Here is a 25,754-nt window from a genome sequence, read left to right as displayed (position 1 = left end):
TACCGACAGAAGGTCGAGTCTATGCTAGCTCAAGTGTTGCGGAAATTGGAGGCAACTCAGCAACCAGGCTATGGTGTGGGTCATGACCTATTTGGGGTGATGTGGTTAGACGCAACCAGACTCTAGCTTTTGTAGCTTCTTGATACTTTAAGTGGTTAGTAGGTCAGTAGAGATGGTATTTGCTCTCACTGATCTGCTATCCTCATTTTGTTTATCGGTGGAGCTGGGATTATGGCTTTTTTAGTAACCAATGATGATGGGATTGATGCTCCCGGCATTCACGCATTGCACAAAGCATTATTCCAAGTAACAAGCGATCGCATTGCGGTAGTTGCTCCTAAATACCACCAGTCCGGCTGTGGCCATCGGGTCAATATTCGCACAGTGATTCCAGTGGAATGGCGATCGCAGACTGAGGTGAGTGTAGACAGTACGCCCGCTGATTGTGTGCGTCTGGGAGTCAACTATCTCTACGACGATATCGAGTTTGTTGTCTCTGGGATTAATGGGGGCTGCAATCTGGGCTCGGACATTTATCCCTCAGGAACCATAGCGGCGGCTAGAGAGGCCACAATACACCGTCTGAACGCGATCGCTTTTTCTCATTTTAAGAGAACTGACTGGGAGATAGACTGGGAGCTGGCGACGGAATGGACGGTTCGGGTGTTGCACAAGTTATTAGACCAACCGTCTGACCCTGGCACCTTCTGGAGCGTCAACTTTCCCCACCTAGAACCAGACGCACCCGAGCCAGAGATAGTCTTTTGTTCCCTCTGTACCCGTCCTCTACTGACAGAATTTGTAAAGCAAGAGGACGGATATCTTTATGTGGGAGATGACATCAACCGCAAATCTGATTCAGGAACAGACGTTGATGTGTGTTTGTCAGGAAATATTGCGATCGCTCAGGTTAGTTTATGGTAAATTTTGTCAAATAAGCCCGTTATAACATTTATCCTAAGGTCAGGGAAAACCCATTCAACATACTCTTCAAAGGCTTTTCCTGCCTAGATTCTGCGTAAGCATATGCCCTACTTCACAGGCTAGAAGCCTGTGCCACGCACGCTACTTGAGGTGCAGTCACCCCTCAGCCGTTGGCCTTGGGCTTTTCTCTAGACTTTCAATTCTCTAAAATCTCGAAGTATAAAATTCTCTCGCAAGAGATTTATTTTCAGCCCTTAGCTGTCAGCTATCATGCTGTCAGCTAAGGGCTAAATGCTTACAAACCAACCCATTTTTTTTGGTGAAAAAAGTACCCTTGTGGGTACTGCCAGAGTCATAAATTACTTTGTACATTTGAATAGACATCTTCAAAACATATCAAAATTCTTTTTCCTAAGGAGATTCCCATGGCAAATCGTTCAGAGAAGTCCTTTGAGGTTCGCCTTGACGCTGCAAAACTAGCCAGAAGTCGAGACTATCCTACCCATAAAGCCAATGGGGATGAACAGCGACATGCTGATGATCAGTATTTTATGTCCTTTACCAAAGGGCTACCTCACAACCCTGATACAGGGCTACTACAAGACCCACTGGATTTTGTCAAGTTTCGCCGTGCAGTGGATGATGGCTTTATTGATCCCTTCTCTGATCGGGTACGTCATGGTGCCAAATTTGAGGTAGTATTTACAGGTCAAGACTACACTATTAAGCCTGAGACTGACCCTGATCTGCTTGAGCAATTTAGACAATGGGAAGCACCAACTGCAGGGGTTGTCTTTGAGCTAAACGGACCAGATCCACAAGCAGTTACCATGCCTCCGGCACCACCGTTAATCGATGCTAACGGTAAGGCTAACCCAGAGCTAATTTTTGAGATAGCAGAAGTCTACGAATTAGCCATACTGCGGGATCAGCCCCTCAATGACTTTGAGAAAAGAGGAGCGAATAGCAAAATCGAGAGTTCAATCAATCGTCTCAATGCCCTCGACTATATTCGCAACCAAACTGGACGACCTCGGAAGGTGAATTCCAAAGGCAGGCTTGATGAGCAAACCGTATTCCGAGGCTCTTCTCCAGGAGTGGAAGTCGGTCCCTATCTCTCTCAGTTTCTACTGATAGGTAATGTTGATCTCAATGGTGGTGGCAACGTTGCAGAAGGGAAAATTACCTATGGTGCTTTGCAAATTGATCAAAAGGTTCCCATTGCAACACCTAACCTAGATTACATGACCAACATGGAAGACTATGTCTTGGTTCAGCGTGGGATTAAGCAAGACAGAGAAAGCTATGTTTTAGAGAATGATCAAAACCCTAAGCTACCAGATCGTCCAGCTCGTCGGTTTATCTCCACTCCCCGAGATTTAGCTACTTATGTTCATTACGATGCTCTCTATGAAGCGTATCTCAACGCTTGCATCATTCTCCTGGGGATGCAAACACCCTTCGATCCTGGTTTTGATCATCTTTCTGGGGGTGGTGTGGCAGCAGGTAATCCAGCAACCCGTCGCAATGCCGCTGGTTTTGCCCTCTACGGCGGTCCACACATCTTAACTTTGGTTACTGAAGTAGCCACACGAGCACTCAAAGCTGTTCGCTTCCAGAAGTTCAATAACCATATTCGCCTGCGACCAGAGGCATTGGCAGCCCGGATTGAACTATTACGGCGATTTCAAGAGCTACCTAATGAAGCTAAAGCTAGTGTACCCAGAGCATTAATCAAGTACATTAGAAGGTTTGAACGTGAACTAGAAAGTAACGGTACTCTCAAGTCGATTTTGGAACTAGCCAATCAAAATCGCTCTAGATCACAGACTTATCTACTACCAATGGCATTTCCTGAAGGGTCTCCCATGCACCCTGCCTATGGTGCAGGACATGCCGCTGTTGCTGGGGCATGTGTGACCATGCTTAAGGCATTCTTTGATACCAGTGCAGTTTTAGTAGAAACACCAGTCAAAAACTCAAAACCGGGACAACCAAGGACACAGATCAGATTTAAACGCTATAGCCCCAAAGATCAGGGAATTGTGTTCCGTGCCCCTGATCTGTCTGCCTATAAGAAAGGTGAGGCGACACTTGTTTCAGAGCGTACGAGGGATTTTTTGACTCTGGAGGGTGAGTTGAACAAGCTGGCTGCCAATATTTCCATTGGTCGCAATATGGCTGGCGTTCACTATTTTACTGACTACTATGATAGTTTGCGCATGGGTGAAGAAATTGCCATCGGTATGTTAGAAGAACAAGCATTGACCTATTCCACTGATCCCTTTGTGCTGTCTCTGCCAACCTTCGATGGAGACGTGATTCGGATCGGTGCCCGTTAAGCTATCCCTTCCTTAATGAATGATGGGGATTTCTTTGAATACCCATCATTAAGGAGATGGGGAGATGGGGAGATGGGGAGATGGGGAGATGGGGAGATGGGAAGATGGGGAGATGGGGAGATGGGGAGATGGGGAGATGGGGAGATGGGGAGATTTGATTAAGGGTAATTATGTTGGCGTTGCTGAATAATGGAATGATTTTAAGAGTTTTGTGGAATGGGCATCTTGCGTGGAACTGGCATCTTGCCAGTTTCAATATATTTCCGGGCGGGCAGGATGCCCACTCTACTCATATTCATTCAAACATTCAGCAACGCCATTATCCTGACACAATATTAGAAACGCTTTAAATTTGTCCGGATTTCCTCCATTGCTTGATGTGAAAAGAGTATAGAGAGGAAAGTGGGCAAATTATGAGCAATTTATATCTGTTAACAACAAGTCTATTGACTGGAGGAGCAATGTCTGCTCCACCACCACCACCCCTACCTGCCAATCCCTCAGATAGCCTCTCAAGCCTGTTAGTTTCAACAGCTAATAAAGCATTGCAGGCTGGGGTTAGTCATAAGATTGTCCCTACTGTAGAAACCACTGTAGAAAACTCCTCTCCTCAATTTAGTAGTCAATGGCAGAAACGTAGCCCTGCTAAATTATTAAAGTATCAGCAAATAAAGTATCAGCAACGTTTACCCAACTATCGACCTGCTACTCCTTCACCAAAGTCGGGAACGGAACTGTATTACCAACGATTAGCTGCCCTCAGAGCTGGCAAACTTTATACTCGCTTACCTGCTCATAGTTTCTCATCGTTTTGGGCAAAGGGATTAAATCACAAAGGAGTCCCTCTCACAAAACCTACCTATCAGCAATGGAAACAACTCCTGGCACAGGAAGCCAGAGCTGTTACCTACGGACAGGGTAACAATCGTCTGTCTATGGTAGTGGGAGATTCCCTAAGTTTGTGGTTACCCGCACAGGGATTACCTAACTATCAACTTTGGCTCAATCAAGGTATTTCTGGTGAGAATACCAGTCAAATTTTGAGTCGATTATCGGCATTTTCCCAGACTCGTCCTGATACAATTTATGTGATGGCAGGTATCAATGATTTGCGTCAGGGGAAAACCGATCAAGTTATTCTCAACAACCTGCGCCAGATTACTCGTCAATTGCGGCAAAATCACCCACAAGCTCAACTGATTATCCAATCGATTTTACCGACACGAGCTACTGCTATTTCTAATCAGCGCATTCGTAATCTTAATCAACAAATTGCTAAGATTGCTCAACAAGAAGGAGCAGCCTATCTCAATCTTCACAAGTTGTTTACTGATAGTAAAGGTCAGATGCAGCACAACTTGACAACCGATGGCATACACTTAACGCCTCTTGGCTATCAGGTTTGGCAAGAGGCGCTACAGTATACAGAATCGTTGATTGCTGCAAATCGAGCTAAGGCTTTATCACTGTGAACGGGATTGTCGGGAAACTAGTTTTTCAAAATTAGCTTGGGTTTGCTGCAATAGTTGCTCTCTACTATCTGCTGCTTTAGTGAGGTTAGGAACTAATTTGCGGGCGTGGAGTGCCATGTGAAACTGAAGCTCCGCGACATAATCGCTAATGCCTTCACAAGCATGATCATTGTGGGGTTGAGTAGAATGCAAATCCAAAGTGTCCTCCTTGTCTAACTTAACCATTAGGTAGTTCGAGAGCGGGAAAGCTGCGTGTCCAATCAGCCCATAGGAACCGCGACTCGATGTATGTTACAGAAGATATCATGGTATCCCAACGGCATATCTGATTTTGTAATGAAGTTTAAAATATTTGTTACGATTTATATAGTTTAGGTAATTTATACAAAGTTGTTGTCGATTTTGTGGTATTGCAATTCTTATATCCATGAGGTACAAATATCTGGGTTTTAGGGAGCAGGGAACAGGGAACAGGGAACAGGGAACAGGGAACAAATAATGTGTACCTCATAGCTATGAGAAACGCTATATATTTTTATGGGTATAAATGATTTAAAATGATAAGTCTAAGCCTTCAGCGGTCAGCTTATTTTATTAAAAAGCACCTCTTGTACAGTGGCACAGGCTTTGGCCTTGGCCTTTGGCCACGCTACGCGAATGGCCACGCTGTGCGAACGACGCTGTGATCAATAAGCTGATAGCTGATAGCTGATAGCTGATAGCTGATAGCTGATAGCTTAAGACTCAATTAAAGCGATTGACCTTTGGTCACGCTACGCGATGAAGCGTTCGCGAAGCGTGGCCAAAGGCCTCAGCTTCCGCTAAGAGCGATCGCATTACCTGTAGCTGCGGACTGACGTAATGCATCTGCCACTTTGAGAGTATAACAACTATCTACGGTCGAGACATACAGGGGTGTTCCTTTAACTAGATGGTCAATGACCATAGCGGTATCTTTCAGAAACAAACCCCGTCGCCCTGCTACTTCAATTGGTTTGCTTTCCTCTGCCTTAATCAGATTTCCTTGGTCTCCCTCAAACAGCAGTGTGCCTTGGTCTCCATGGACTTCAAAATTCCGTAACCTCTGCCAGAACATTTCCCCTTTACCATAAGTAATATCTGCGATTAGACCACTAGTAAAGCGCAGTTGGGCATTACATAGACAGGCAGTAAAGTACTGATCACCAGCATCCCAAAACTGGGATTGACAATACACAGAAGCGACTTCACCAAACAAGTCTGTAAAGCGGTGAATGCGAGAAAGAGCACCAATGAAGGGAAAGCCAAATAGTTCCAGATTGTATGTCCAGCTGCGGGGTGCAGGGTGTTTGGGGGCAATAGTTACGTAACGGGCATAAACCGGTTGACCAATTTTGGGCAAGGATTGGCGCAAGGCTTGATGCAAGCCCCCTAAAAGCTCAATATGTTCTACATGGAGGAGCTTGCCCTTAGCGTTGGCAAGGGTAATCAGGGATTCGGCATCTTTGGGGTCAAGGGAAAGGGGATATTCAGTGACAACATGTTTCCCGGCATTAAGGGCAGCACGGGCAATTTTGCCATGATCCCGATTAATCGTGCTAATAAATACTAGATCAAGCTCCGGGTGTTCTACCAATTGCTGCCAGGAATCCACCACTGTAGTGCCGTGGGTTTCAGCAAACTCTTGGGTTTTGGCAGGGGTATGACCACAGACAGCCACTAAATGCGATCGCGAATCCGTTTGCAATGTCTGCGCTCGTAGCTTAGCCGCAAACCCAGTACCAACTATACCAGCTTTAATTGGGAGATTAGTAATAGTTTTTATCACAAGAAATGAATTATGAAGGGTTAATGGTTAATGGTTAACGACGAAATAACTGTCAGAGAAATCAAGAGCACTTATGGTATAGTTTTCCCCATCTCCCCATCTCCCCATCTCCCCATCTCCCCATCTCCCCATCTCCCACACCGATTGCTAGATCAGGTGGCGGGAGCTCCTGGTGGTTGGTGCTGGGTATATATATTTGTTTGGGTGCCGTTGTTAGCCCATTGACGATAATCCAATAACAGCTGGTTCATCAACGTTTGCTTAATCCTGACCAAAACGCTTTTGAGCAAACCATTGCCAGTGGTTTCTAAGATTGGCTTGGGAGTAAGGGAAAAAGGTAAGGGCACATCAACCTTGACAGTTAAATCCGCTCTACCGGTGAGCTTAGTCACTCCGTGATCTTCCCAAGGATGCAGTTTTCCGGTTAATTGCAGTGCAAAGCGTTGATTGATGTAGTCCAATCCTATAATTTCACAACCGACAGACCTCAGATGAACAGTAGCGTCAGATTCTGCCCACACTTCTAGATCTACCGTGGGCTGAAATGTCAAGGACATAAAGTGTAATGGATTCATTTTCAGGCGAAAACGCTTCTGAGTCAGTTGTTGGATGCGATTCAGGTCTGCGATCGCATAAACTATCCGTTCCGGCTGACGCAAGTAGTGCTGAATCGGCACAGATTCCTGTGGCACAGTCATTTCCACACACTGGGAAGCAAAAAACTGGGTGGTCATAGAGGAAAAAACACTCAATCGATGTATGGCTTTACTTAATATTAGTTTACAATTCTTCAGTTTTGGTATTATACTTTTCATTTTACCGGAGTATGCTACCCCAGAGAATACTTTTTTTTGTTTTCTAGAGATTTTTCTATCGATTTTTAATCGTCTTTTTCTGCTTCCACGATTCCCTCAACGGTTACTGATACTCTGACCGGTGGGGATAGTAACGATACTATTAACGGTGGGGATGGTAATGATCTAATTGATGGCAAAAATGGCAATGATTTGCTTAACGGCAACGCAGGTAATGATGCGATCGCTGGTGAGCGTGGAGATGATAGACTAATTGGTGGTAGTGGCGATGATAGCCTTTACGGAGAATTAGCTATTACTATCAACCCTAAAAATGATATGATCGCCATTGCATTTTCGTCTTCCTCGACAACAGAAGGTAATAATTATCTAGATGGCGGAGATGGTGATGATATTCTTGGTGGTGGCGGTAACGATGTGATTTTCAGTATTAATAGTTAGTAGTTATCTAAGCATTCAGCTATCAGCCATCAGCTTTCTGTAATAGAGATTAAACGAATGCTTACCTATGTAGACTGTTCCCGTTTGCCTAGGGTGCGCCGTTCGCGTAGCGTGCGCCAATGCGCAATGCGCATAAGCTGAATGCTTACACAAAACTACATAAACATTAACTAACTTTCTCAACTAACCCTAAAGGCAACTCCCCTAACTGTTTCAACTCCAATCCTCCCTCAAATATCTGATCAATTGCCAACATTTGACCATCAATCGTCATAAATTTATGATCGTTTGTGGCTCGAATCACTGAGCCATCTTCGAGAATATATTCAAACACCTCTTGCTCTCCCCGGTTATGCCACTGAGCAATAGGTTGGGTATAAACATAGCCATTACTATCAACGCTATAAACAGTACATAGGATACCTTTTTCGACAATCTCACCAATCGCCATCGGCCCATACTCTACTGTTATAATTTCGGTATCATAGCTGAGACAATATTCAGCAAATTTAATCATTTGGTCAAATAACTCTTCAGCTATGTCTTGAGTCACGCCATTTTTGGTTGAACCATCAATAAAAATTTCCCGATGCTTCTGCATCTCAGCCACTTTCTTCTTACCCATACAATTGTGAGCAATAAAGTCATTGGCAATAAAGTTATGAGTTTCAGCAATACTTAAATCAAAAACCTCCTCTTGGCCAAGATACTTCAGTTCAACAATCTCATCCCATAAAATATCTGAGTCAGCAATGCCTTGGTGACGTGCTAAACTCCGAGTCGCAACTGTTTGCGTTAATTCTTGTCCACTGTTCCCTGTTACCCTTTCCCTGTTACCAACTTCTGAAAGAAGTCTAATGATATTATCAGTTAGCTTACCTTTACTATTCGATAGTTCACGAGTATAGCTAATTGGTAATGTTTTCGCTAAACCGATCGGGCTTCCTATGGTAAACTCCTTCAGAGGCTTCCATCCTAGAGTGGTGTAGAAAAGATGATCATCCGTTGCGCGAATGTGGCGGTTAGTTTTGGTAGTAATCTCCCAAACATCACGAATCCCATTAGGATGAATTTCGATAATTGGTCGTTGGGTAATTTTTTTGGTCTTTAAATCCAGGGAAAAAACCTTTCGTCCCAACCAGTAACTAGATTTAGAAGCAATCTCCCTCAGGGAAACTAAACGACCGGTTGCTGGATCCACGATCTCAGTTGATCCACTCAAACACCGCCTCAGTAAATCCGCTTGACCTAGAGAATAACCGGCCAAATCCTGGGCCATCCGCATGATGCTTTCCTGAAAGCAGTTATGAACTACTACGCCATGAGCCAGAAAGTATGGGGAAGATTGTTCCTCCATTTGTAGATCAAAACACTCCTGTTGCCCACTCTCTTCAACAGCAGTAACATAAACTATCCGAACATCCCAAGTCTTGTAATGTGACTCTTTCGGTCTGGCTAGCGTTGCCTGTAGAGTTCCGTAGGGTGCGTTAGGGACGGGGTCGCCCTGATTTTCCGCCTCGTAGCCAGCTTTGGAACAGCCCGTCCCGTAACGCACCACCGGGTCTAAACTCTTGCTAGCTCCAGGGAATTTTTCATAAACTTGAGAAGCCAAACCATTAGCATTCTTGACGACTGGGTTTACTGGTTTCAGCTCATAGGCAAATTTGTCTCCATCTGGTGTTAAAAAGCGATGGTTTTTACTGGAATAGATAACTGTACCACTAGATAACGTAATTTTCAGGATGTCTTTGATACCACTGCGCCATTGTTTGGCTACCCTTGCTGGCCAAACTTGTTTACCATCAGAGGTTAATACTAGGTCGCCAGATTTAATTTCCTCAATGGGCACATAAGACCCATCGGGCTGATCAATTAACGTACCTTTCGGTAAACATAGAATTCCATAAGTCTCCCTTAAAATAGGCTCTAATAGAGGATGTTGATACTCTACTTTTTCTCGACCATGTTTACGATTAATAAACTGAGGAATCAGACCAGCATCCAGAGGACCAGGGCGATAAAGAGCTAGAATTGAAGAAATATCTTCAATACTGTCAGGTTTCAGGTCTCGCACCACCTGACGCATTCCCGAAGATTCTAATTGGAATACTCCTTCTAACTGGCCTTTTTCTAGAAGGTCGTAAGTTTTTTGAACATATGGGGGTTTTTTCTTCTGTTCACCTTTGGCTAAAATTTTCCTAGATTTAATTTCTTCTAGGGGAATCTCATCTAAATCGAGTTCAATATTTTTAGTCTTTTTAACTAACTCTTTGGTTTTCTGAATAGTCGTTAGGTTCTTCAGTCCCAAAAAATCCATTTTCAGGAGTCCCAGAGCTTCCAGGTCTTCCATAAAATACTGGGTGATCACTGCACCATCATTATTCAGCTGTAATGGCACAATTTCATCTAAAGGGTCTGCTGAAATAACCACACCAGCAGCATGGACACCAGAGGTTTTATTTGTCCCTTCAATCCGAATCGCCATATCCACCCAGCGACGAACTTCCGGATCTTGATCGTAAGCCTCTTTAAACTCTGGTGTTGGTGTCTGATCAGAAATCATCACTGAGAGTTTGGCTGGCTTACCTCGCGCCACTGGAATCATCTTAGCCATACGATTAGAGTCTTGGTAAGCAATTCCTAACACTCTCGCTACATCTTTTAATACCGCTTTAGAGGTCATGCGGTTAAATGTAATAATCTGGGCTACTCGGTCTTCACCATAAAGATGAGTGACATATTTAATCACCTCATCCCGTCTTTCAATGCAGAAATCTGTGTCAATATCTGGCATTGATTTCCGCTCTGGATTGAGAAAGCGCTCGAACAGTAGCCCATGATGTACGGGGTCAATGTTGGTAATTTCTAAGGCATAAGCCACTAGAGAACCTGCTGCTGAACCACGACCCGGACCAACGGGAATATCATTGTCTCTGGCATATTTGATGTAGTCCCAAACCACTAAAAAGTAGGTAGAGAATCCCATCTGCTGGAGCATTTTTAACTCATACTCCAGCCGGGCTTTATACACTGGATCAATTTCACTACGAGAGCGACACTTTAGCCGCTTCATCAGTCCGTTCCAGGTAATTTCTTCTAAATAGGTGTCAGGGGTATAATCCTTGGATACCTTGTAGTGTGGGATGCGAGGTTCCCCCATAATATTGTAGTGCTTGACTTTATCTGCCACTTCTAAGGTATTTGCGATCGCATCCTCTATCACCTGCGACGGTAAATGATCTCGAAACAGCCGTTTCATTTCCTCTGCTGACTTGAGATACTCCGTGCCACTATAGCGCATCCGTTTCTCTTCCGTAACCAGTTTAGCGGTTTGAATACACAGCAAAGCGTCATGAGCTTCTACGTCATAGCAGGAGATAAAGTGGGAGTCATTAGTCGCAATAATTTTAATACCTAACTCATTAGCGATTTTGACAATAGCAACATTAACCACTCGGTCTTCTACAGAGCCGTGGTCTTGAATCTCTAAATAGTAATCATCCCCAAAAACCTCTTGGTACCACTTAGCTACTTTACGGGCTTGATCTAAGTCACCTTTTAGGATAGCTTGGGGAACTTCACCCCCCAAACAAGCACTAGTAACAATTAACCCTTCGTGATATTGCTCCAGTAATTCTTTATTAATACAGGGACGAGCAAAAATTCCTTTTCCTTGCATCCCTTTCAGGTTAGAAATAGTTGTTATTTTTACTAAATTTTTGTAGCCTTGGGTATCTTTAGCTAAGACTACTTGATGATATTTTCGGTAACGCTTCTTGACCTCAATATCCCCATTAATCACATACATTTCGTTACCGATTATCGGCTTAATGCCCTTTTTTAGGCAAACTTTAATCAGTTCAATAGCACCATACATCACACCATGATCTGTCAGTGCGATCGCAGGCATTCCCAACTCAACAGCTCGATCCACCAGTGCTGGTAGCTGAGATGCTCCATCTAGTAGGCTATAATCACTGTGAATGTGTAGACCAACAAAAGACATAGTTACTGTTAATTATAAACCGATGTTGCTGATTAAGTTAATGATTAACGGACCTACGAGCCACGTCTAGTACCCAAAAAAACTAGTATCAAAAAACTAGGACTTATCTTAAGCACGGAAATCAGTTAAACGACTTCCGACCCTTCTCAAATCCGATGGTGCTTTTTTAACCTGATCAGCATTCAAATTTCTGTTAAGTTCGCGAATACGGCGGGACAGCATACGAATAATCTTAATTGCAAATTCTGGTGTCTCATCAATGGCATCATAGAGTTGTAGCTGTGTCAACATCAAACAATGGCAAGGTTCGATGGTGGTCACAGAAGCGGAACGAGGTTCTGCATCAAACAAGGACATCTCCCCAAAGCAGGCTCCTTGCTTGAACTGTGCCAAATTCCGCTCACCAATGTGAACTCTTACCAAACCTGAGACTACAATATAAAGTTCCCTACCCTCTTCCCCTTGAGCAAAGATGGTATGGTTAGAAGGAAAGTCTAGCTCGTCCATCACAGAGGCTAGTCGCATCAGAAAATCGTCCCGCAATTCGTGAAAAATTGGGACACCCCTGATAAAAATTAAACGATCAATGCTAGATAACATTGGTTAGCGGTTAGGTTAGCGGTTGGCTGCTAGGGATTAGCCGTTGTGTAGTAAAATACAAGTTTAACCCATACCGCTAATTGTTGATAGTTAATGGTTAACTAGACCTAGACGTGGAATTAAGATTCAACCACTGTACTGTGGTAATTTCAGACATTATTTCACCCCTAGGTCTACTGTCCACTGCCATCAGAGATTAGAGATGATGCCAGCAAAGTGTACAAACAATAGGCAACTATACTGATCAAACTATCCGATAATCTCTTGTGCTTGAGCAGCTACCAAGGGATCTGGGTCATTCCTAAGCACTGGCAACAACTCTGCACAAGCACGAGGTGACATCTCTTTGAGATAAGCCACAACCGCTTCCCGCACAAAACCGGTAGGATGACGTAGGCAACTCAGAGCCGCTGCTGGTGCTAGGGAGCAGTGTGCTGCTCTGGCCACATGAAAACAACAGGCTAGGGGCCAATCTGACAAGAAATGTCGTAACTCGATTAACCGACGTAAGCGATCGCTTACACTCATGGGTTGATAAGGCACTAAATCCACTAGGGCAGCTAATTTTTCTTTCAGAGAACGCCGGTCTAAAATTGACAAAAATACTTTCTTATTAGGAATATCTAGGGTATTATCCAAAATTTCTAACCCTAGGGCAATGTTTGACCGAGAATGGGATGCTAGATTAAACTCAGCTGCTTTGATGGCACTCGATGGATAAAGAAACTTCATGAGTAAGAAACACACATCCACCAGATCTTGTTGAAGATCATTAAGCCCCTGCCGCAGCAAATCTGCCTCCAGTCCAGCTATTTTCTTTGAGGTCAAATCCAGCAGTGCGCCATAAATTTGACCCAAAAACATCAATTCTTGCTCAATTAAGGCTTCTACGACCCTACGCCCTAACTCGTTCATCACCGCTTCAATCCCAACTTCCCCTGGAATCTTCAGCAGGATCGTGAGAATATTACGACGGGTTGTCCCCCAACTACTCATCAACTGTTGTACCAAATGCTTCATAGCTTCAGGAGTACCCTTCTGAGTTATAGCCTGGAGTCTGCCAATCTCACCGAGAGCCATCCAAGCTTGCCGCCTGACTGGGTCTGGCTTGTGAATATCTTCAGACAAAACCCTCAATAAAGGAATGGCTTCATCCCCTTGCTTGACCAACGCCATACGAGCAGCATTGCGGGTAGAGGTGTAGTAGAGTGCCTTGACTAAAGACGGATAGTACTTTTCAAATCTTTTAGCAGCAATCACCTCTAAACAAGCACAGCGTACCTTTAATGACTTATCCCTTAACAGGTCATCAATATAAACCACCAAGGATTCCAAGTAATCCATCTCTGCCAAAGCTCGGGTACCCATCAACCGTTCTTGCTCTTTTTTTGAGGTGAGCATCCGCCGCAGGGTTTTGACGGCTTCAAATTTCTCTTTTGGTGTACCCCGACCCATAATTAATGCAGCTGCTGTAGCTCTTACAGTTGGGTCAACAGCCGGTTGTAGATAAGGCTTAATTGTCCGAATATTCAGGTCTTCCTGAGCCAGCCAAAGATAGCGCAATGCTAAGGCCAGGACTTCTACTGGTGGTCTTTGATCAATCAACCCAGACACATCTTTTAGACAATCTGGGTTGGGATAGGGCAACATCACCTCTAAACTCTGGCGCTGCAAATCTGTAGACATTTCTCCCAGCAAGGGAGAAAGAACCTTACTCGCTTTTTCCGGAGCCATTTGATACAACAGTTGAATGTAAGCAGAGCGGTTCTTCGGCTCAGTTTTCAGTCGCTTTACCGCTTCCTCAAAGACGGTCTTAGTATCCAGCAAATTGGTATTGGCAGAACCCAAACGTCCTTGCTCAGCATTGATCAGCAGCAATGAACCATAATTAGCCCGCATCAACCAGGTACTCAGCAGCCATAATAGGGCAAAAATCACTACCATTAGAATAAACACCCAATGCCGCAATGGCTCAAAATTGGGGAAAGCCCAATCCAGCAGCCCAATGGTAGCTAAAATCCCAAGACCAGTAATGCCAGTAGTCATGGGTTTGGCAATCCCTTGTACAGTAGTCTGCACCACAGAGCGTAACCCTGATGGTAAGGCTTGGAAGAGTACCGGTTGAACACTAGCAATTAAAGTAAAGCGCAATAGTTCATCAACGAATCGGAGTAAGACTACACTAATAAATAGCCCTGTTATCCAGCTAGGCAACAACCCAATATTAAAATTTAGCCAACTTGCCATGTTAGCTAGGGTAACTAAGCCAATCACAGATAAAGAACCAGGTAATACCATAGCGCTTAGGAAAAGACCAAAGCGATCAATCACCCGACTAGAGATAAACCATTGGGTCACCAGTTCAAAAAGTCCCAAAGTGCCACTGAATATACCCAGAAAACCAGCAATGGCTGAACTATCCAGTTTGTCCTCCAATTGACCCATATACTGAAATTCAATTAGGAGGTACAGGGCTTCCCCTAAGATAAAAAAGGCAAATAAAGGGATGACATACCGTCTGAGGGATTGACTCGGCTGACGCACAGCAAAGTCTGGCTCCATTTCTTCCCACTGTCGTGCTGGGGAGTTAGGAAAGGCTTGCTGGTAGTGCTGACATAGATAAACCAAGATCAGTGCTCCGAGGAGCATCATGCCAGACCCAAAAGCCACCACATTGTTGAGTCCCACTAACAGCAATAATAGAGGTAATGAGAAGCCAGAGAGGACATCAGCTACCAAAAGTCCACTGGAGATGAGGGGATAAGTACGCTTAATTTCCCGAATGTTGAATAATTGATTAGCCGCTACCTGGGAATTAAGGTCATTGAGGATGTACACCGCATCCATCCACAATCGCAATAGAAAGATAGTGACTACAGTAATATAGCCATACTCAATCTCCAAGCCTAGGCGGAACACTAACAAGGGTAAGGCAGCTAGGATTGCGATCGCTACCAAGACTGACCTCAGGGGTAAAATGCTCTGCAACCAGGAGTATAATACTCCCAACCCAGAGCAGATCACGGAACTAGCAATATAAATCACCGGTAACCACTTCGCGCCATATTTCTCTAGAAACAAGGCAATGGCACTGTACTCTAACCAAAGCAGTCCAATGGAAGTGGTGGTATGGAAGGCGAACATCAACAATGTCCGCTCGCCTTCTTCTGGGCGAAGATTCACCCACTCTAGGATTGTTCTAACCCAGTCACCCTTCAGGCGAGTCGGAGATGGCAATTTCATAGAGTCCTTCGTCCTTCGTCACTAGTCCTTCGTCACTAGTCCTTGGTATTTTAAGCTGCTTGCTCCGTGCATACGTATTCAGACATGAATTCCAGGCACCTGCACATGTGGCTACCAATGACTAATGACCAATGACTAATGACCAATCACTAATGACCAATCACTAATGACCAATCACTGATGACCAATCACTATAACCACTATTTTTTGGGGGAGAGCAACATCATCATGTTGCGACCTTCCCGCTTAGGGGCTTGCTGGACTTCTGCCAATTCCTGTAAATCATTAGCCATGCGCTCGAGTAGTGCCATAGCTAAATTACTGTGTTGGATTTCTCGACCTCGGAAGGTAATGGTAGCTTTGACCTTATCGCCAGATTTCAGGAAGCGCTCCGCTTGATTGACCCGCACATTGTAGTCATGGTCTTCTATTTTGTAGCGCATCTTCACTTCTTTGACATCAGCCGTGTGCTGCTTCTTCTTGGCTTCACGGGCTTTCTTCTCTTGTTCAAATTTGTACTTGCCATAGTCCATGATGCGACAAACTGGCGGATCTGCCTTGTCACTAACCAGGACAAGATCTAACTCCTTTTCCTCAGCAATCCGCAGGGCATCTTGAGGTGTGATTATACCCAGCTGTGCCCCATCGGTATCAATGGCTCTAATCTTGGGAAACCTAATTCTTTCGTTAATTTGGGGTAGATCGCGTTGGCGTCTTCTATTATCACTCACAGGCGTTTGTTTATTTTCTTAAGTGGATTAATCAAAAAATAGACTTACTACATACACTTGCCATTTTACTAATTCCTTTCTTGTTTCTGTTCAAATTATTAACATCACGTAGGAAACTAAGGCCGATGGAATAGTTATAACTTACTCCTTTGCCTGATAGGGAAGGCATAATGGACACAAGAAGCTTTGTAAATATTTTTGAAGTTGAGGCAGTTTGTGACCAAATCTTTGCATTGGCAGCAACGAGTTGGTAGTCAAAGGGATTGGGTCTGGCGGGGTTGGCCGATCCGTTATACCTATTTTCGCCCACCCCAACCCCTAACTGTCCAGCCGACAACACCAGTTATTCTGCTTCATGGGTTTGGTGCTTCGGTCGGGCATTGGCGTAATAACCTAGACGTAATCGGTCAACATCATACCGTTTATGCTTTAGATCTGCTGGGTTTTGGGGCATCCCGGAAAGCTGCGGTTGACTACACCATTGACCTTTGGGTAGCTCAGGTTTATGAATTTTGGCAAACATTTATCCAAAAACCCGTAGTGTTAGTAGGTAACTCCATTGGTTCCCTAGTTGGTCTAGGAGCAGCAGCAACCCATCCAGAGATGGTTAAAGGTCTGGTGATGATTAATTTACCAGATTTCCAAGCCCGAGAAGAAGCCATTCCTAGTTGGCTCGGACCGATAGTCTCAACAGTTGAGAATCTAGTGGCATCACCAGTGCTACTCAAAGCCCTATTTTACGTAGTACGACGTCCAACGGTTGTTCGTAAGTGGGCAGGGTTAGCTTATGCTAATCCAGAGGCAGTTACAGATGATTTAGTAGAAATTCTGAGTGTACCTGCCACCGATCCCGGAGCTGCGGCAACCTTTAGTAGACTTTTGAGAGGGATGAGTGCTCCTAACTTTAGTCTACCGGTCAAATCCCTATTACCTACATTAGATATTCCTATGCTATTGATGTGGGGACTAAAAGACCGAATGATTCCCCCCATCTTAGCTCGCAAGTTTGTTAAACTCAATCCTAATTTAGAGCTATTGGAGTTAGATCATGCTGGTCACTGTCCCCACGATGAATGTCCGGAACAGGTGAATCTGATCCTGTTAGAGTGGCTAGGAGCTAAGGTTTGATTATACCCAAAATCCCTATTAGCCGACGCTCACTTGATCAGTGTCAACCTCCGTGCAACCATCTACACCTGAGGCAACATCAACCATCTTATCTAGAACCTCCTGGCTAGCTACTTCTCCTTTCAGCACAACTTTACCGCCAGTTTGAGCAACCCAGAGCCTCTCCTCGTCATCCAGGTCGTTGTCTTGGTCAAAAGCCCAAACAACTCGCTTGGCAAGGCCGCTTTGGTCGTATTCTCCATTTAACCCCAGTCGTTCTGGGGGAATGTCATCTCCTGCTGGTGCATCTTCTGAAGGGGTACTAGCTGCGGCAGCTTCCTCTGGGCTTCCAAATCCAAAAAGTCGTTGTAACCAACCCATAAATATTGTGTTTCACTCCAATCAGTTTTTATCGATTTTTATGTTACCGAGGAATTTGGCAATTAGCTGCCTAGTTTCAGAAAAAATATATCTTTAGATACAGCACACTGTTACTAGAGTTCTTGGTTACTCAAAACCTGGATAAAATGGTAGTTGGTTTACCGTTGACCGTTGACGCTTAGCTTCAAAAAACTTAACAGTTAACCGTTGCTCATCCCTTATCCCCCCTTAAAAAAGGGTTAGTAAACAGCTAGAGAAAATGTCGCAGAGTCTCCCAAAAACTCTTATTATTTGTTAGAATTAAATTATGGTAACACCGACAGGGATTATTATGTAACTTAAATTAAAGCCGAAAACCAAGGGTTTAATAGTTGCGCTCTCTATCCCGGTGGAACCAGCTTTTTTGACATTTTTATGGCGCTCGCGGGATATTCCGTCAGAGAAGCGCGGAGATACCCCCTGGATGTGAAAGCATCTTGCATTGGCGGGCAAAAGTCTATCTTGGTAGACTTTGGTAGCTAAAAAGTATCGGGCTAGTCAACACTTAACCACTCAACAGTCTCACCAATAAATCACGTTGATAGCAATTTAGGCAGCACACGCCCCCACCACTCCCAAGTCAAACTATGAAACATACCCTTTCCGTTTTAGTTGAAGATGAAGCCGGTGTTCTAACTCGCATTGCTGGTTTATTTGCCCGTAGAGGCTTCAATATCGAAAGTCTTGCCGTTGGACCAACTGAGCAGGTTGGTATATCTCGAATTACGATGGTAGTACCTGGAGATGACAGCAGCATTGAGCAGCTGACTAAGCAACTCTATAAGCTAATTAATGTCCTCAAAGTACAGGATATTACCACAATTCCCTGTGTCGAAAGGGAGTTGATGCTGCTCAAGGTTAACACTACTAGTTCCACCCGCTCGGAGATTCTTGAATTAGCCCAGGTGTTTCGTGCCCATATCGTAGATACATCTGAGGAGTCACTAACTCTAGAAGTTGTGGGAGACCCAGGTAAAATGGTAGCACTGACCCAAATGCTGAATAAGTTTGGTATCCGCGAAATTGCCCGGACTGGCAAAATCGCCCTAACCCGAGAATCGGGAGTCAATACTGAATATCTCAAGTCTTTGGAGGCAAAAGTTTAATTAGTCATTAGTCATTAGTCATTGGTCGTTAGTCATTGGTGATTGGTTCGTCTGTTTTGCCTGCAAGCCTTTATGATATGAACCTACAGGAATTGCGATCGCAAATTCTGTTCCCTTACCGGGATTAGAGGTACATAGGATTTGACCGCCATGCTGTTCAACAACGATTTTCCGGCAGATATCTAGCCCTAAGCCAGTTCCCTTGTCGATTGATTTGGTGGTGAAGAATGGTTCAAATATCTTCTGTTTAACCTCTTCTGTCATTCCCGGACCATTATCGATGATTCTGATCACGACCTGTCCACCAGAACTGTCCCCAAGATCACCATTGCTGCCTATAAATTCTGTCCGAATGGTGATATTAGGCAGTGCTGGTGTCTTTTGATTTACACCTTGCGGGGAATCAGAAGACTGAGGGGAAACTCGAACCTTAAACCTGTCTACCTGAACAGGTGAAGAACCTCTAACAAAGAACCTATTAACCTGTGCCTCTTCTAGAGCATCAATGGCATTGCACAGCAGGTTCATCAACACTTGGTTGATTGGACCAGAGTAGCACTCCACTAAAGGGAGTTTTCCATAGTCCTTGGTCACGGTAATCCCGGGATTGTTTCCTTTGGGCTTTAAGCGATTATGGAGGATAGTCAGAGTACTATCAATCCCTTGATGAATATTCACGCGCTGCTTTTCATCGGTCTGCTGTCGGGAAAAGTGGCGCACTGACTGCACAATCTGTTGCAAGCGTTCTGCACCTAATCCCATGGATGATAGGGCTTTGGGAAAATCTTGGATTAGGAAATCTAGGTCAATTGCATCGGCGTACTGTTGAATTTCGGCTACAGGCTGGGGATAGTGTTTGACATATAATCCCAACAGTCTTAATAAATCTTCGCTATAGTCCCTTGCTGGAGTCACATTTCCACAGATAAAGTTAAGTGGATTGTTGATTTCGTGAACAACACCAGCGCATAACTGTCCTAAGGTGGACATTGTTTCACTTTGCTTTAACTGCTCTTGAGCCAGTTGCAGCTTCTTTAAGACATTCTCCAGTTCCTGGCTTTGGGCTTCTAATTTTGCTTGTGCTGCTTGTAAAGCTGCTTCAGTTAATTTTTGTTTAGTAATATCTTTTACAAAACCTTCGTAGTATAGAATGTAACCAGTAGCATCACGCACTGCCCAAGCACTTTCGCAAATCCACATTAGGGTGCCGTCTTGGCGATAGACCTGGGATTCAAAATCCTCTACCAAACCCCTCAAGTGCAGTAGTTCAAGGAATTGATAGCGTCGCTGGGGATCTTTGTGAAGGTACTCCCCAACACCAGTTACATGACTGAGGAATTGGTTAGGTGATTCATAGCCATATAGTCTAGCTAGTGATGGGTTGCAGGCTATATAGTAACCATCAGGGGTAATTTTAAAGATACCATCAGTGGAGTTTTCAAATAGAGACCGATATCTCTGTTGGACTGCTAAGAGAGATTTTTCCACTCTTTTACGGTCAATTATTGGCTCAGCTAGTGTCTGATTGGTAGGTTGCCAACTAGTTTTCCACTTGGTGAAGTTTTTATGAACCGTTGGATTAGGTTTGACCCGCTTGCCAGAGCTAGGGGGTAAAGTTCTGCGACTGATTAACATAGATTGTTGCCTCACCTTTTTCCCTCACGACCATTACTATTGAGCATTTTAGCTGCCTGTTGAAGGATGGGTTTCCGCTACAGACTATAGTATTTGCTGTTGGGGAATTGTGCCATCCCTGAGCGGTTGTTTAAAAAAATATTAACTAAACTGCTCCGAATTTAAATAAATTTAACATACATCTCCCCTTGACAACAGTCAAATTAAGAAGGTTTTTTTCCCAAGTTACGCACTGTAGTCAAATATTGTCCTAGAAAGGGTAATCCACCAATGGCGGGAAGTAGGTAGCGGGAAGTACACAGCAACCCTAAGGCGGCAGCTGTAGCAGCCGGAAAATAGGGTTGGTAGAAGAAAATTAGCGCAGCGTCACGGGTGCCAACCCCCGCAAAGGTTAGTGGTAACAATCCCGCTAAAATGGCTAGGGGGGACAGAGCGAGATTGGTTAAAAAGGGTGTCCAGGCGTTGAGGGCGAGGATAAATAACCAAATTTGCAATAAGTGTAAGAACCAGATAAAAATTGAAGTTAGGGTAATTTTGAATAACTGCTTGGGGTCATGCCAGAAGTAGCCGTGCATTTCCCCCCAAGAAGTTTGCATTTTTTCTAGCTTTGAGCGGAATTTTTTGGGTGCAATTTTTTTTGTCAGCAAGAAAAATAAATGGGCAAATTTGCGGGAGCTTAGCAGGAATAGCCCTAGAATTAACCCGAAAATTATCCCAGCGGTCATCAGCCAAAAGAAGTCATTTTTGCCCGGATATAGTAATAAACCAAAGACACACCATAGCAGTAGAGACAGCATGTCACAAGCTTTTTCGAAAATCACGATGGCTAACGACAAGCTCCCAGCTAAATTACCCCGCTGCTTCATAAAGTAGGCTTTAGCAATATCTCCCATTTTGGAGGGCAAGACCATATTCAGGGTACTGGCAGCTAAAATCAGGCGATTGGCTTCCCAAAATCGGAGTTGGGAACCCGTCGGCATTAGTTGTTGCAGTCGCCAAGCCGTAAACAGGGTGATCGGAATCACCATGCCCAGACTAATCGCCATCCACATGCGATCGCATTCTTTAAATACAGCGATCAGTTCGGGAAAGTCAATTTTGGTATAAATTACCCCTAGGATGATTAGGCTGATGGCAATCGAGATTAGTCGTTTCATGGATTAGCAGCAAAAGGCAAAAGGCAAAAGGCAACCGGCAACGGTCAACCTTCAATCTACCCTAGGGGAACGCCAAAGGCGAACAACCTTCAACATCTGATGCTAACCAAAAACTTTAGTCAGAATTTCAACAGCTGGGTCAACTTCTAGCCACACCGTAGCCCCACAATGCTTAGGACAATTGGGTTGATAAACTAAGCGAGATGGGCCTTTGATTTCTACATAATGACCGTAGGTGTTGCGGTTGCCTTGTTTGACGGTCAGGACAGGCTTGTAAGTATCGTATTTTCTATTTTCCTTAATAATTTGCTGGTTGACGTGGATGTAAGTCGCCACCTTTTGAGCAACTTTTTTCCAGGTTCCTTTTGGTCCACGCTTACCAGGAATGACTCTGGGCATGCCGTTAAATAGGGGAATTTGCCAAAATCTGCCAACTTTTTGAGCGCCTTTAATTCTGCCGCTTTTGAGGAGTTGGCGAACTCGTTGGACACAAATTCCTAAAAGATAAGCTGCTTGAGTGGTTCCAATTGTAGTTATCTGTTGTGCTGCCATGTCTTTGCCTTTTAGTCTAGCGCTATTGTTTGTTCATGATTTTAATATAACACAGATTTTTAAATAGCGCTAGTGTTTTGGTAAAAAATGTTACATAATTTAATACTATGTTGTTTATATAGTGTTATAGGTTTGAGTTTAGAGTGGGAAGTAAAGTACTAGATCGTTGATGTAGTTTGATTAATCTTATTAGTCAAATTACTATAGCGCTATTGCTTTTTGGGACAGGTGATTTAAACAGTATTGGCAAGAAATTAAATAGCGCTATAGTTTAATCATCAGAGTGTTAGCTAATGAATTAATGTAGCGTTATAGTATCTTGGCCGTTAGCTTAATAAGCGCGCTAGCTTTATTCAGTGTTGTTAGTGGTTTTATATAGCGCTATGTTTATTGTTCCAATTCATATAGCGCTATTAATTTCACAGCAAAGGTGATCTAATTACCAACAAATTTTATAGCGCTATAGTTGGGATAAGCATTGATCACACAACACTTGACCACTGAGGCACTCAGAACTATTTTCCAAGTTACCTGATCTCAAAAACGCTGCTCGAACTTCAACCATTCATAATCATCCAAGGTTTGCACCTCATCACTTAGGTCAACCCAGGGTTGTAATTGTCCTGCTTGAAAGGTACGACTCATCACCACATAAATCGATGTCTGGTCTCCACCAATTCCGACACTTTGTACCGATTTCCAAGACTTAGCTTGTAACTCATCAATTACTAACCATCGCTCACCTTGCCAATAAAAATATCGGCGAAAGCAGAAGGGAGCGTCTTTTTTACCAGTAATTAATAATTAGGGTTAGTCAAACTCTTTTCTAAGCTGGGTTATGAGGATTAGATGGGTTTGCCCTAGCTGCCCACCTACTTTATTTCGTCATTGGGCTTTTGTATTAGCTTGTAAAGGCTTTCGCTCTGACCCTCAAAAATTATTTCTATTGTTGTGCTTGGCATGAATTGTGAATAATGTGCTTCGTTCAAGGGGCTACCCTGAAAAATAATGCAATTCTTCTCTATAAGATTACTTAAATCTAATTCTTGATTAAAAGATTCATATTTACGAGACCAGATATTGTAGAAAAATCCATCAGGAAAACTATATTCTAAGACCTTAGAAAACCGATTTGAAGCAAAATCGTTACCAAACTTGAGTGCATATTGTCTATCGCTAGACCGATAATATCTTACGTGAATACAATTATTGTAATTTTGCTTAATCAACTGATTAATAGTTTTAATTTCACCCCTATAAGATTGATGACTATTTTTATCCTGTAACATTAGCTGATAAGTAACTGCGGCACTTGCTGTCACATACACCGTTAACACAAGTAGACTTAGTTTTGCATAAATACTTGGTTGTAAAAGAGTAGTCAGTTGTTGTTCAAATAGAGTAACTTGCACCCAAATCAGCAGACTACATAACCCCATAGATGGGATTAAATAATGAGTAGCAGGGTGTTTTAACGTAAGCATTATTTGAAACCCAATAATCAACAAAAGACATAAGTACAATAAATAAAGCTTTTGAACGGGGACGATAGGAGAGTATTTGTGTTGTAAATCGAAATTTTGTAAGGTCGGTCTAGCCAACCAAAACCAAACAGTAACAATGAAGAAATTTAATACCGATAAGCCAACAGTATAAAAGAAAAATCTATCCTGGGGAATCAAGTTAATAAAGGTGCTTGGTAAATTTGAAATATCAACTAAACCTGGATTACCACTGCCATAGTGTCCTGTATGGGTCGCAATCGACGTCAACCAATTAAAAAGACGAGGGTATTGGGAAAAAATAGGAGATGTTGTAATAAAAAACGTGACTATTGTTGTAAAAATTGCTAATCCTTTCTGAAACCAACCAGGAAGCAGCATAATCACCAGTATCATGGGGATAAATGTGACTTTTGTGGATATCCCTAATCCCAAAACTATACCGATAGCTAGGGCAAATTTAGGCAATCGGGCTCTCTCTGAGTAAAGATAAAATAGCAGCAGAATCACCAACACTTGAGTCAAAGAAAGTAGTAGGGTTTCCGGTCTCACACGGGTGGATTCTTGTAGGGGAGTCCACAAAAAAGGTCCTAACTGTAATAGTAAACTCAACGCAATATTCTGAGAGAATGCAAAAGCAACTAAACCCACCAGCAACAAGCAAGATGTTATGATAAGAAGCAGGATGGTGTTGACAGTGATCAAATAAAACTCAGGATTTTGCAGTACAGATTCTGTAATATTAGAAACAACAGAATTCGTCAGGTACTGAATAAAATAAGTGATTTGAATAACAATAGCACCAAAAACTTGTAGAGTAGTGCCCGGATGATCGGTATGACCAGGTGTTTGGAATTGGATGATATTTAAAAAATTTAGGAGATAAGCATACTCAGGATCAGAGTTTATTCCAAGCCAATATGGACCGAATTCCTGTCTAATAATCAGAGAAATAACAGCGAAGATAACCGGGATAATAAATAAATAAACAAATTGCTTTTTTTTAGATACTTTCTGCCGGAAATGACTGATGTTCATAGAAGCATTAACGTAGTTGTTTTAATATAATTATCCTTATTATTAATTTAAGCATTAGCTATCACTTAAATTACTTTTTCTAGTTCAATCGTCATGAACATTCCCAAGTGAGGATTAAGGGGTGATAGAAGCCATTCCATAAATTGCACTAGACTAAAAAGGGCTGATGGGAGAAGTTGTCTCATAGACAATCCTCCACTAATCAGATATCTTAAGGGTGTATGATTTTTTATACTTCGTACTCTTAAACGAGGAAATTCTTCCCGAAAAAGTTCGCTATCTCGGTTAAAAATAATCCAAGGAATAGCCATATTTGCTCCTGACAATGGTCCCCCTTCTTCAAAACCCCAATACCCCCGTGGATTAAATGGTTCATGGTGAAAATTCTTATAAATAAAGTTAGACCAACAAGTATTTGCTGGTTCGATCATGACAAGTTTTCCACCAGGCTTAAGGCAACGATCTGCTTCCCGAAAAAATTGTCGCGAATCTTTAATATGGTGCAATACATCAATCATCAGGATGGCACTAAGATCGTTGTCTTCAAAGGGCATATCTAAAGCAGAAAAAACTAGATCAACACCATCATAGGGTAAGACATCTGAAGTGATAATTTGAGAATTGTATTCTTTTAAGAAACTAGCACCACTACCAAGCTCCACAATTTTACCATCTGGTGGAATTGTCTTAATTCTCACTAATAACTGATTATAAAAACTATTATAAGTTTTTATAAGAAAGGGTTTGCGCTGAATTATTGCCCTTAATACATGGATGTTGTTTGGATTATCTAGATTGGTCATCTTAGATAACTCAGGAAGTCTTAATAAGTTAAGCATAGTAATCACAGAAGTCA

The 25,754-nt window shown here is 43.1% G+C and carries 22 protein-coding genes and 1 pseudogene; 9 read left to right on the top strand and 14 right to left on the bottom strand.

Going from position 1 to position 25,754, the window contains the following annotated elements; translation table 11 throughout:
• The first annotated feature begins 231 nt into the window (after positions 1-231).
• The 4 genes from surE (at position 232) to F6K57_RS17570 (ending at position 4,738) form a co-directional block, all read left to right on the top strand.
• The gene (gene surE, locus F6K57_RS17585; RefSeq protein ID WP_293069565.1) at positions 232-924 is read left to right on the top strand and encodes a 5'/3'-nucleotidase SurE; all 693 of its coding nucleotides are present in this window, start codon (positions 232-234) and stop codon (positions 922-924) included.
• Positions 925-1,349: 425 nt separating this feature from the next.
• The gene (locus F6K57_RS17580; protein ID WP_293069563.1) at positions 1,350-3,266 is read left to right on the top strand and encodes a bromoperoxidase; all 1,917 of its coding nucleotides are present in this window, start codon (positions 1,350-1,352) and stop codon (positions 3,264-3,266) included.
• A gap of 64 nt (positions 3,267-3,330) precedes the next feature.
• Positions 3,331-3,456, top strand: coding sequence for a hypothetical protein (locus F6K57_RS17575; protein WP_269087049.1), 126 nt, complete (start codon positions 3,331-3,333; stop codon positions 3,454-3,456).
• A gap of 223 nt (positions 3,457-3,679) precedes the next feature.
• Positions 3,680-4,738: a GDSL-type esterase/lipase family protein gene (locus F6K57_RS17570; RefSeq protein ID WP_293069561.1), complete on the top strand. Its 1,059-nt coding sequence runs from the start codon at positions 3,680-3,682 to the stop codon at positions 4,736-4,738.
• Here the strand turns inward: F6K57_RS17570 and F6K57_RS17565 are convergent.
• Complete coding sequence (locus tag F6K57_RS17565) at positions 4,730-4,930, bottom strand: hypothetical protein (RefSeq protein ID WP_364303343.1); 201 nt, start codon at positions 4,928-4,930, stop codon at positions 4,730-4,732. The two genes, F6K57_RS17570 and F6K57_RS17565, sit on opposite strands and share 9 nt — an antisense overlap.
• Positions 4,931-5,093: 163 nt before the next feature.
• Entirely contained in the window at positions 5,094-5,249 is a 156-nt protein-coding gene (locus tag F6K57_RS17560; RefSeq protein ID WP_293069559.1) for a hypothetical protein, read from the bottom strand.
• 46 nt (positions 5,250-5,295) lie between these two features.
• Between F6K57_RS17560 and F6K57_RS17555 the strand changes: the two genes are divergently transcribed.
• Positions 5,296-5,424 carry a hypothetical protein gene (locus F6K57_RS17555; protein ID WP_293069557.1) on the top strand — a complete coding sequence of 43 codons (129 nt, stop codon included), beginning with the start codon at positions 5,296-5,298 and terminating at the stop codon, positions 5,422-5,424.
• A 125-nt stretch (positions 5,425-5,549) separates the two neighbouring features.
• On the opposite strand, the gene F6K57_RS17550 is transcribed toward F6K57_RS17555, so the two are convergent.
• Positions 5,550-6,545, bottom strand: a complete 996-nt coding sequence (locus F6K57_RS17550) for a Gfo/Idh/MocA family oxidoreductase (protein ID WP_293069555.1) — start codon at positions 6,543-6,545, stop codon at positions 5,550-5,552.
• A gap of 152 nt (positions 6,546-6,697) precedes the next feature.
• Positions 6,698-7,279 carry a DUF1997 domain-containing protein gene (locus tag F6K57_RS17545; RefSeq protein ID WP_293023514.1) on the bottom strand — a complete coding sequence of 194 codons (582 nt, stop codon included), beginning with the start codon at positions 7,277-7,279 and terminating at the stop codon, positions 6,698-6,700.
• Between the two features lie 171 nt (positions 7,280-7,450).
• Between F6K57_RS17545 and F6K57_RS42020 the strand changes: the two are divergent.
• Positions 7,451-7,546 (top strand): annotated as a pseudogene (locus F6K57_RS42020) (calcium-binding protein); the annotation flags it as partial.
• 6 nt (positions 7,547-7,552) lie between these two features.
• The gene (locus tag F6K57_RS17540) at positions 7,553-7,801 is read left to right on the top strand and encodes a hypothetical protein (protein WP_293037844.1); all 249 of its coding nucleotides are present in this window, start codon (positions 7,553-7,555) and stop codon (positions 7,799-7,801) included.
• A 166-nt stretch (positions 7,802-7,967) separates the two neighbouring features.
• Here the strand turns inward: F6K57_RS17540 and dnaE are convergent, their stop codons facing one another.
• The 4 genes from dnaE to infC form a co-directional block, all read right to left on the bottom strand.
• On the bottom strand, positions 7,968-11,807 hold the full coding sequence (gene dnaE / locus F6K57_RS17535) for a DNA polymerase III subunit alpha (RefSeq protein ID WP_293069553.1): 3,840 nt from the start codon (positions 11,805-11,807) through the stop codon (positions 7,968-7,970).
• 108 nt (positions 11,808-11,915) lie between these two features.
• On the bottom strand, positions 11,916-12,407 hold the full coding sequence (locus F6K57_RS17530; protein WP_293023467.1) for a cyclic nucleotide-binding domain-containing protein: 492 nt from the start codon (positions 12,405-12,407) through the stop codon (positions 11,916-11,918).
• 249 nt (positions 12,408-12,656) lie between these two features.
• Positions 12,657-15,650 carry an MFS transporter gene (locus F6K57_RS17525; RefSeq protein ID WP_293023470.1) on the bottom strand — a complete coding sequence of 998 codons (2,994 nt, stop codon included), beginning with the start codon at positions 15,648-15,650 and terminating at the stop codon, positions 12,657-12,659.
• 200 nt (positions 15,651-15,850) lie between these two features.
• Entirely contained in the window at positions 15,851-16,381 is a 531-nt protein-coding gene (gene infC / locus F6K57_RS17520) for a translation initiation factor IF-3 (protein ID WP_075901071.1), read from the bottom strand.
• Between the two features lie 216 nt (positions 16,382-16,597).
• Between infC and F6K57_RS17515 the strand changes: the two genes are divergently transcribed.
• Positions 16,598-17,509: an alpha/beta fold hydrolase gene (locus F6K57_RS17515; protein WP_075901073.1), complete on the top strand. Its 912-nt coding sequence runs from the start codon at positions 16,598-16,600 to the stop codon at positions 17,507-17,509.
• An 18-nt stretch (positions 17,510-17,527) separates the two neighbouring features.
• Here the strand turns inward: F6K57_RS17515 and F6K57_RS17510 are convergent, their stop codons facing one another.
• On the bottom strand, positions 17,528-17,869 hold the full coding sequence (locus tag F6K57_RS17510; RefSeq protein WP_075901075.1) for a BON domain-containing protein: 342 nt from the start codon (positions 17,867-17,869) through the stop codon (positions 17,528-17,530).
• A gap of 626 nt (positions 17,870-18,495) precedes the next feature.
• Between F6K57_RS17510 and ilvN the strand changes: the two genes are divergently transcribed.
• Positions 18,496-19,014, top strand: a complete 519-nt coding sequence (gene ilvN, locus F6K57_RS17505) for an acetolactate synthase small subunit (RefSeq protein ID WP_075901077.1) — start codon at positions 18,496-18,498, stop codon at positions 19,012-19,014.
• 18 nt (positions 19,015-19,032) lie between these two features.
• Here the strand turns inward: ilvN and F6K57_RS17500 are convergent, their stop codons facing one another.
• The 5 genes from F6K57_RS17500 to F6K57_RS17480 all read right to left on the bottom strand — a co-directional run bounded on the left by F6K57_RS17500 (position 19,033) and on the right by F6K57_RS17480 (position 25,701).
• Positions 19,033-20,649: an ATP-binding protein gene (locus F6K57_RS17500; RefSeq protein ID WP_293023475.1), complete on the bottom strand. Its 1,617-nt coding sequence runs from the start codon at positions 20,647-20,649 to the stop codon at positions 19,033-19,035.
• A 203-nt stretch (positions 20,650-20,852) separates the two neighbouring features.
• Entirely contained in the window at positions 20,853-21,806 is a 954-nt protein-coding gene (locus F6K57_RS17495; protein WP_075901081.1) for a lysylphosphatidylglycerol synthase transmembrane domain-containing protein, read from the bottom strand.
• Between the two features lie 102 nt (positions 21,807-21,908).
• On the bottom strand, positions 21,909-22,358 hold the full coding sequence (locus F6K57_RS17490) for a helix-turn-helix domain-containing protein (protein WP_075901083.1): 450 nt from the start codon (positions 22,356-22,358) through the stop codon (positions 21,909-21,911).
• An 872-nt stretch (positions 22,359-23,230) separates the two neighbouring features.
• Positions 23,231-24,898 (bottom strand): hypothetical protein, encoded by a 1,668-nt coding sequence (locus F6K57_RS17485; protein ID WP_293069548.1) that lies wholly within the window; start codon positions 24,896-24,898, stop codon positions 23,231-23,233.
• Between the two features lie 65 nt (positions 24,899-24,963).
• Positions 24,964-25,701 (bottom strand): class I SAM-dependent methyltransferase, encoded by a 738-nt coding sequence (locus F6K57_RS17480; RefSeq protein ID WP_081431501.1) that lies wholly within the window; start codon positions 25,699-25,701, stop codon positions 24,964-24,966.
• Positions 25,702-25,754 lie beyond the last annotated feature (53 nt).

The organism is Moorena sp. SIO4A5, assembly GCF_010672005.1.
In the GTDB taxonomy this organism is placed as follows: domain Bacteria; phylum Cyanobacteriota; class Cyanobacteriia; order Cyanobacteriales; family Coleofasciculaceae; genus Moorena.
Note: the sequence above shows the minus strand (reverse complement) of the source record. Positions and strands in the feature narration are given on the sequence as shown.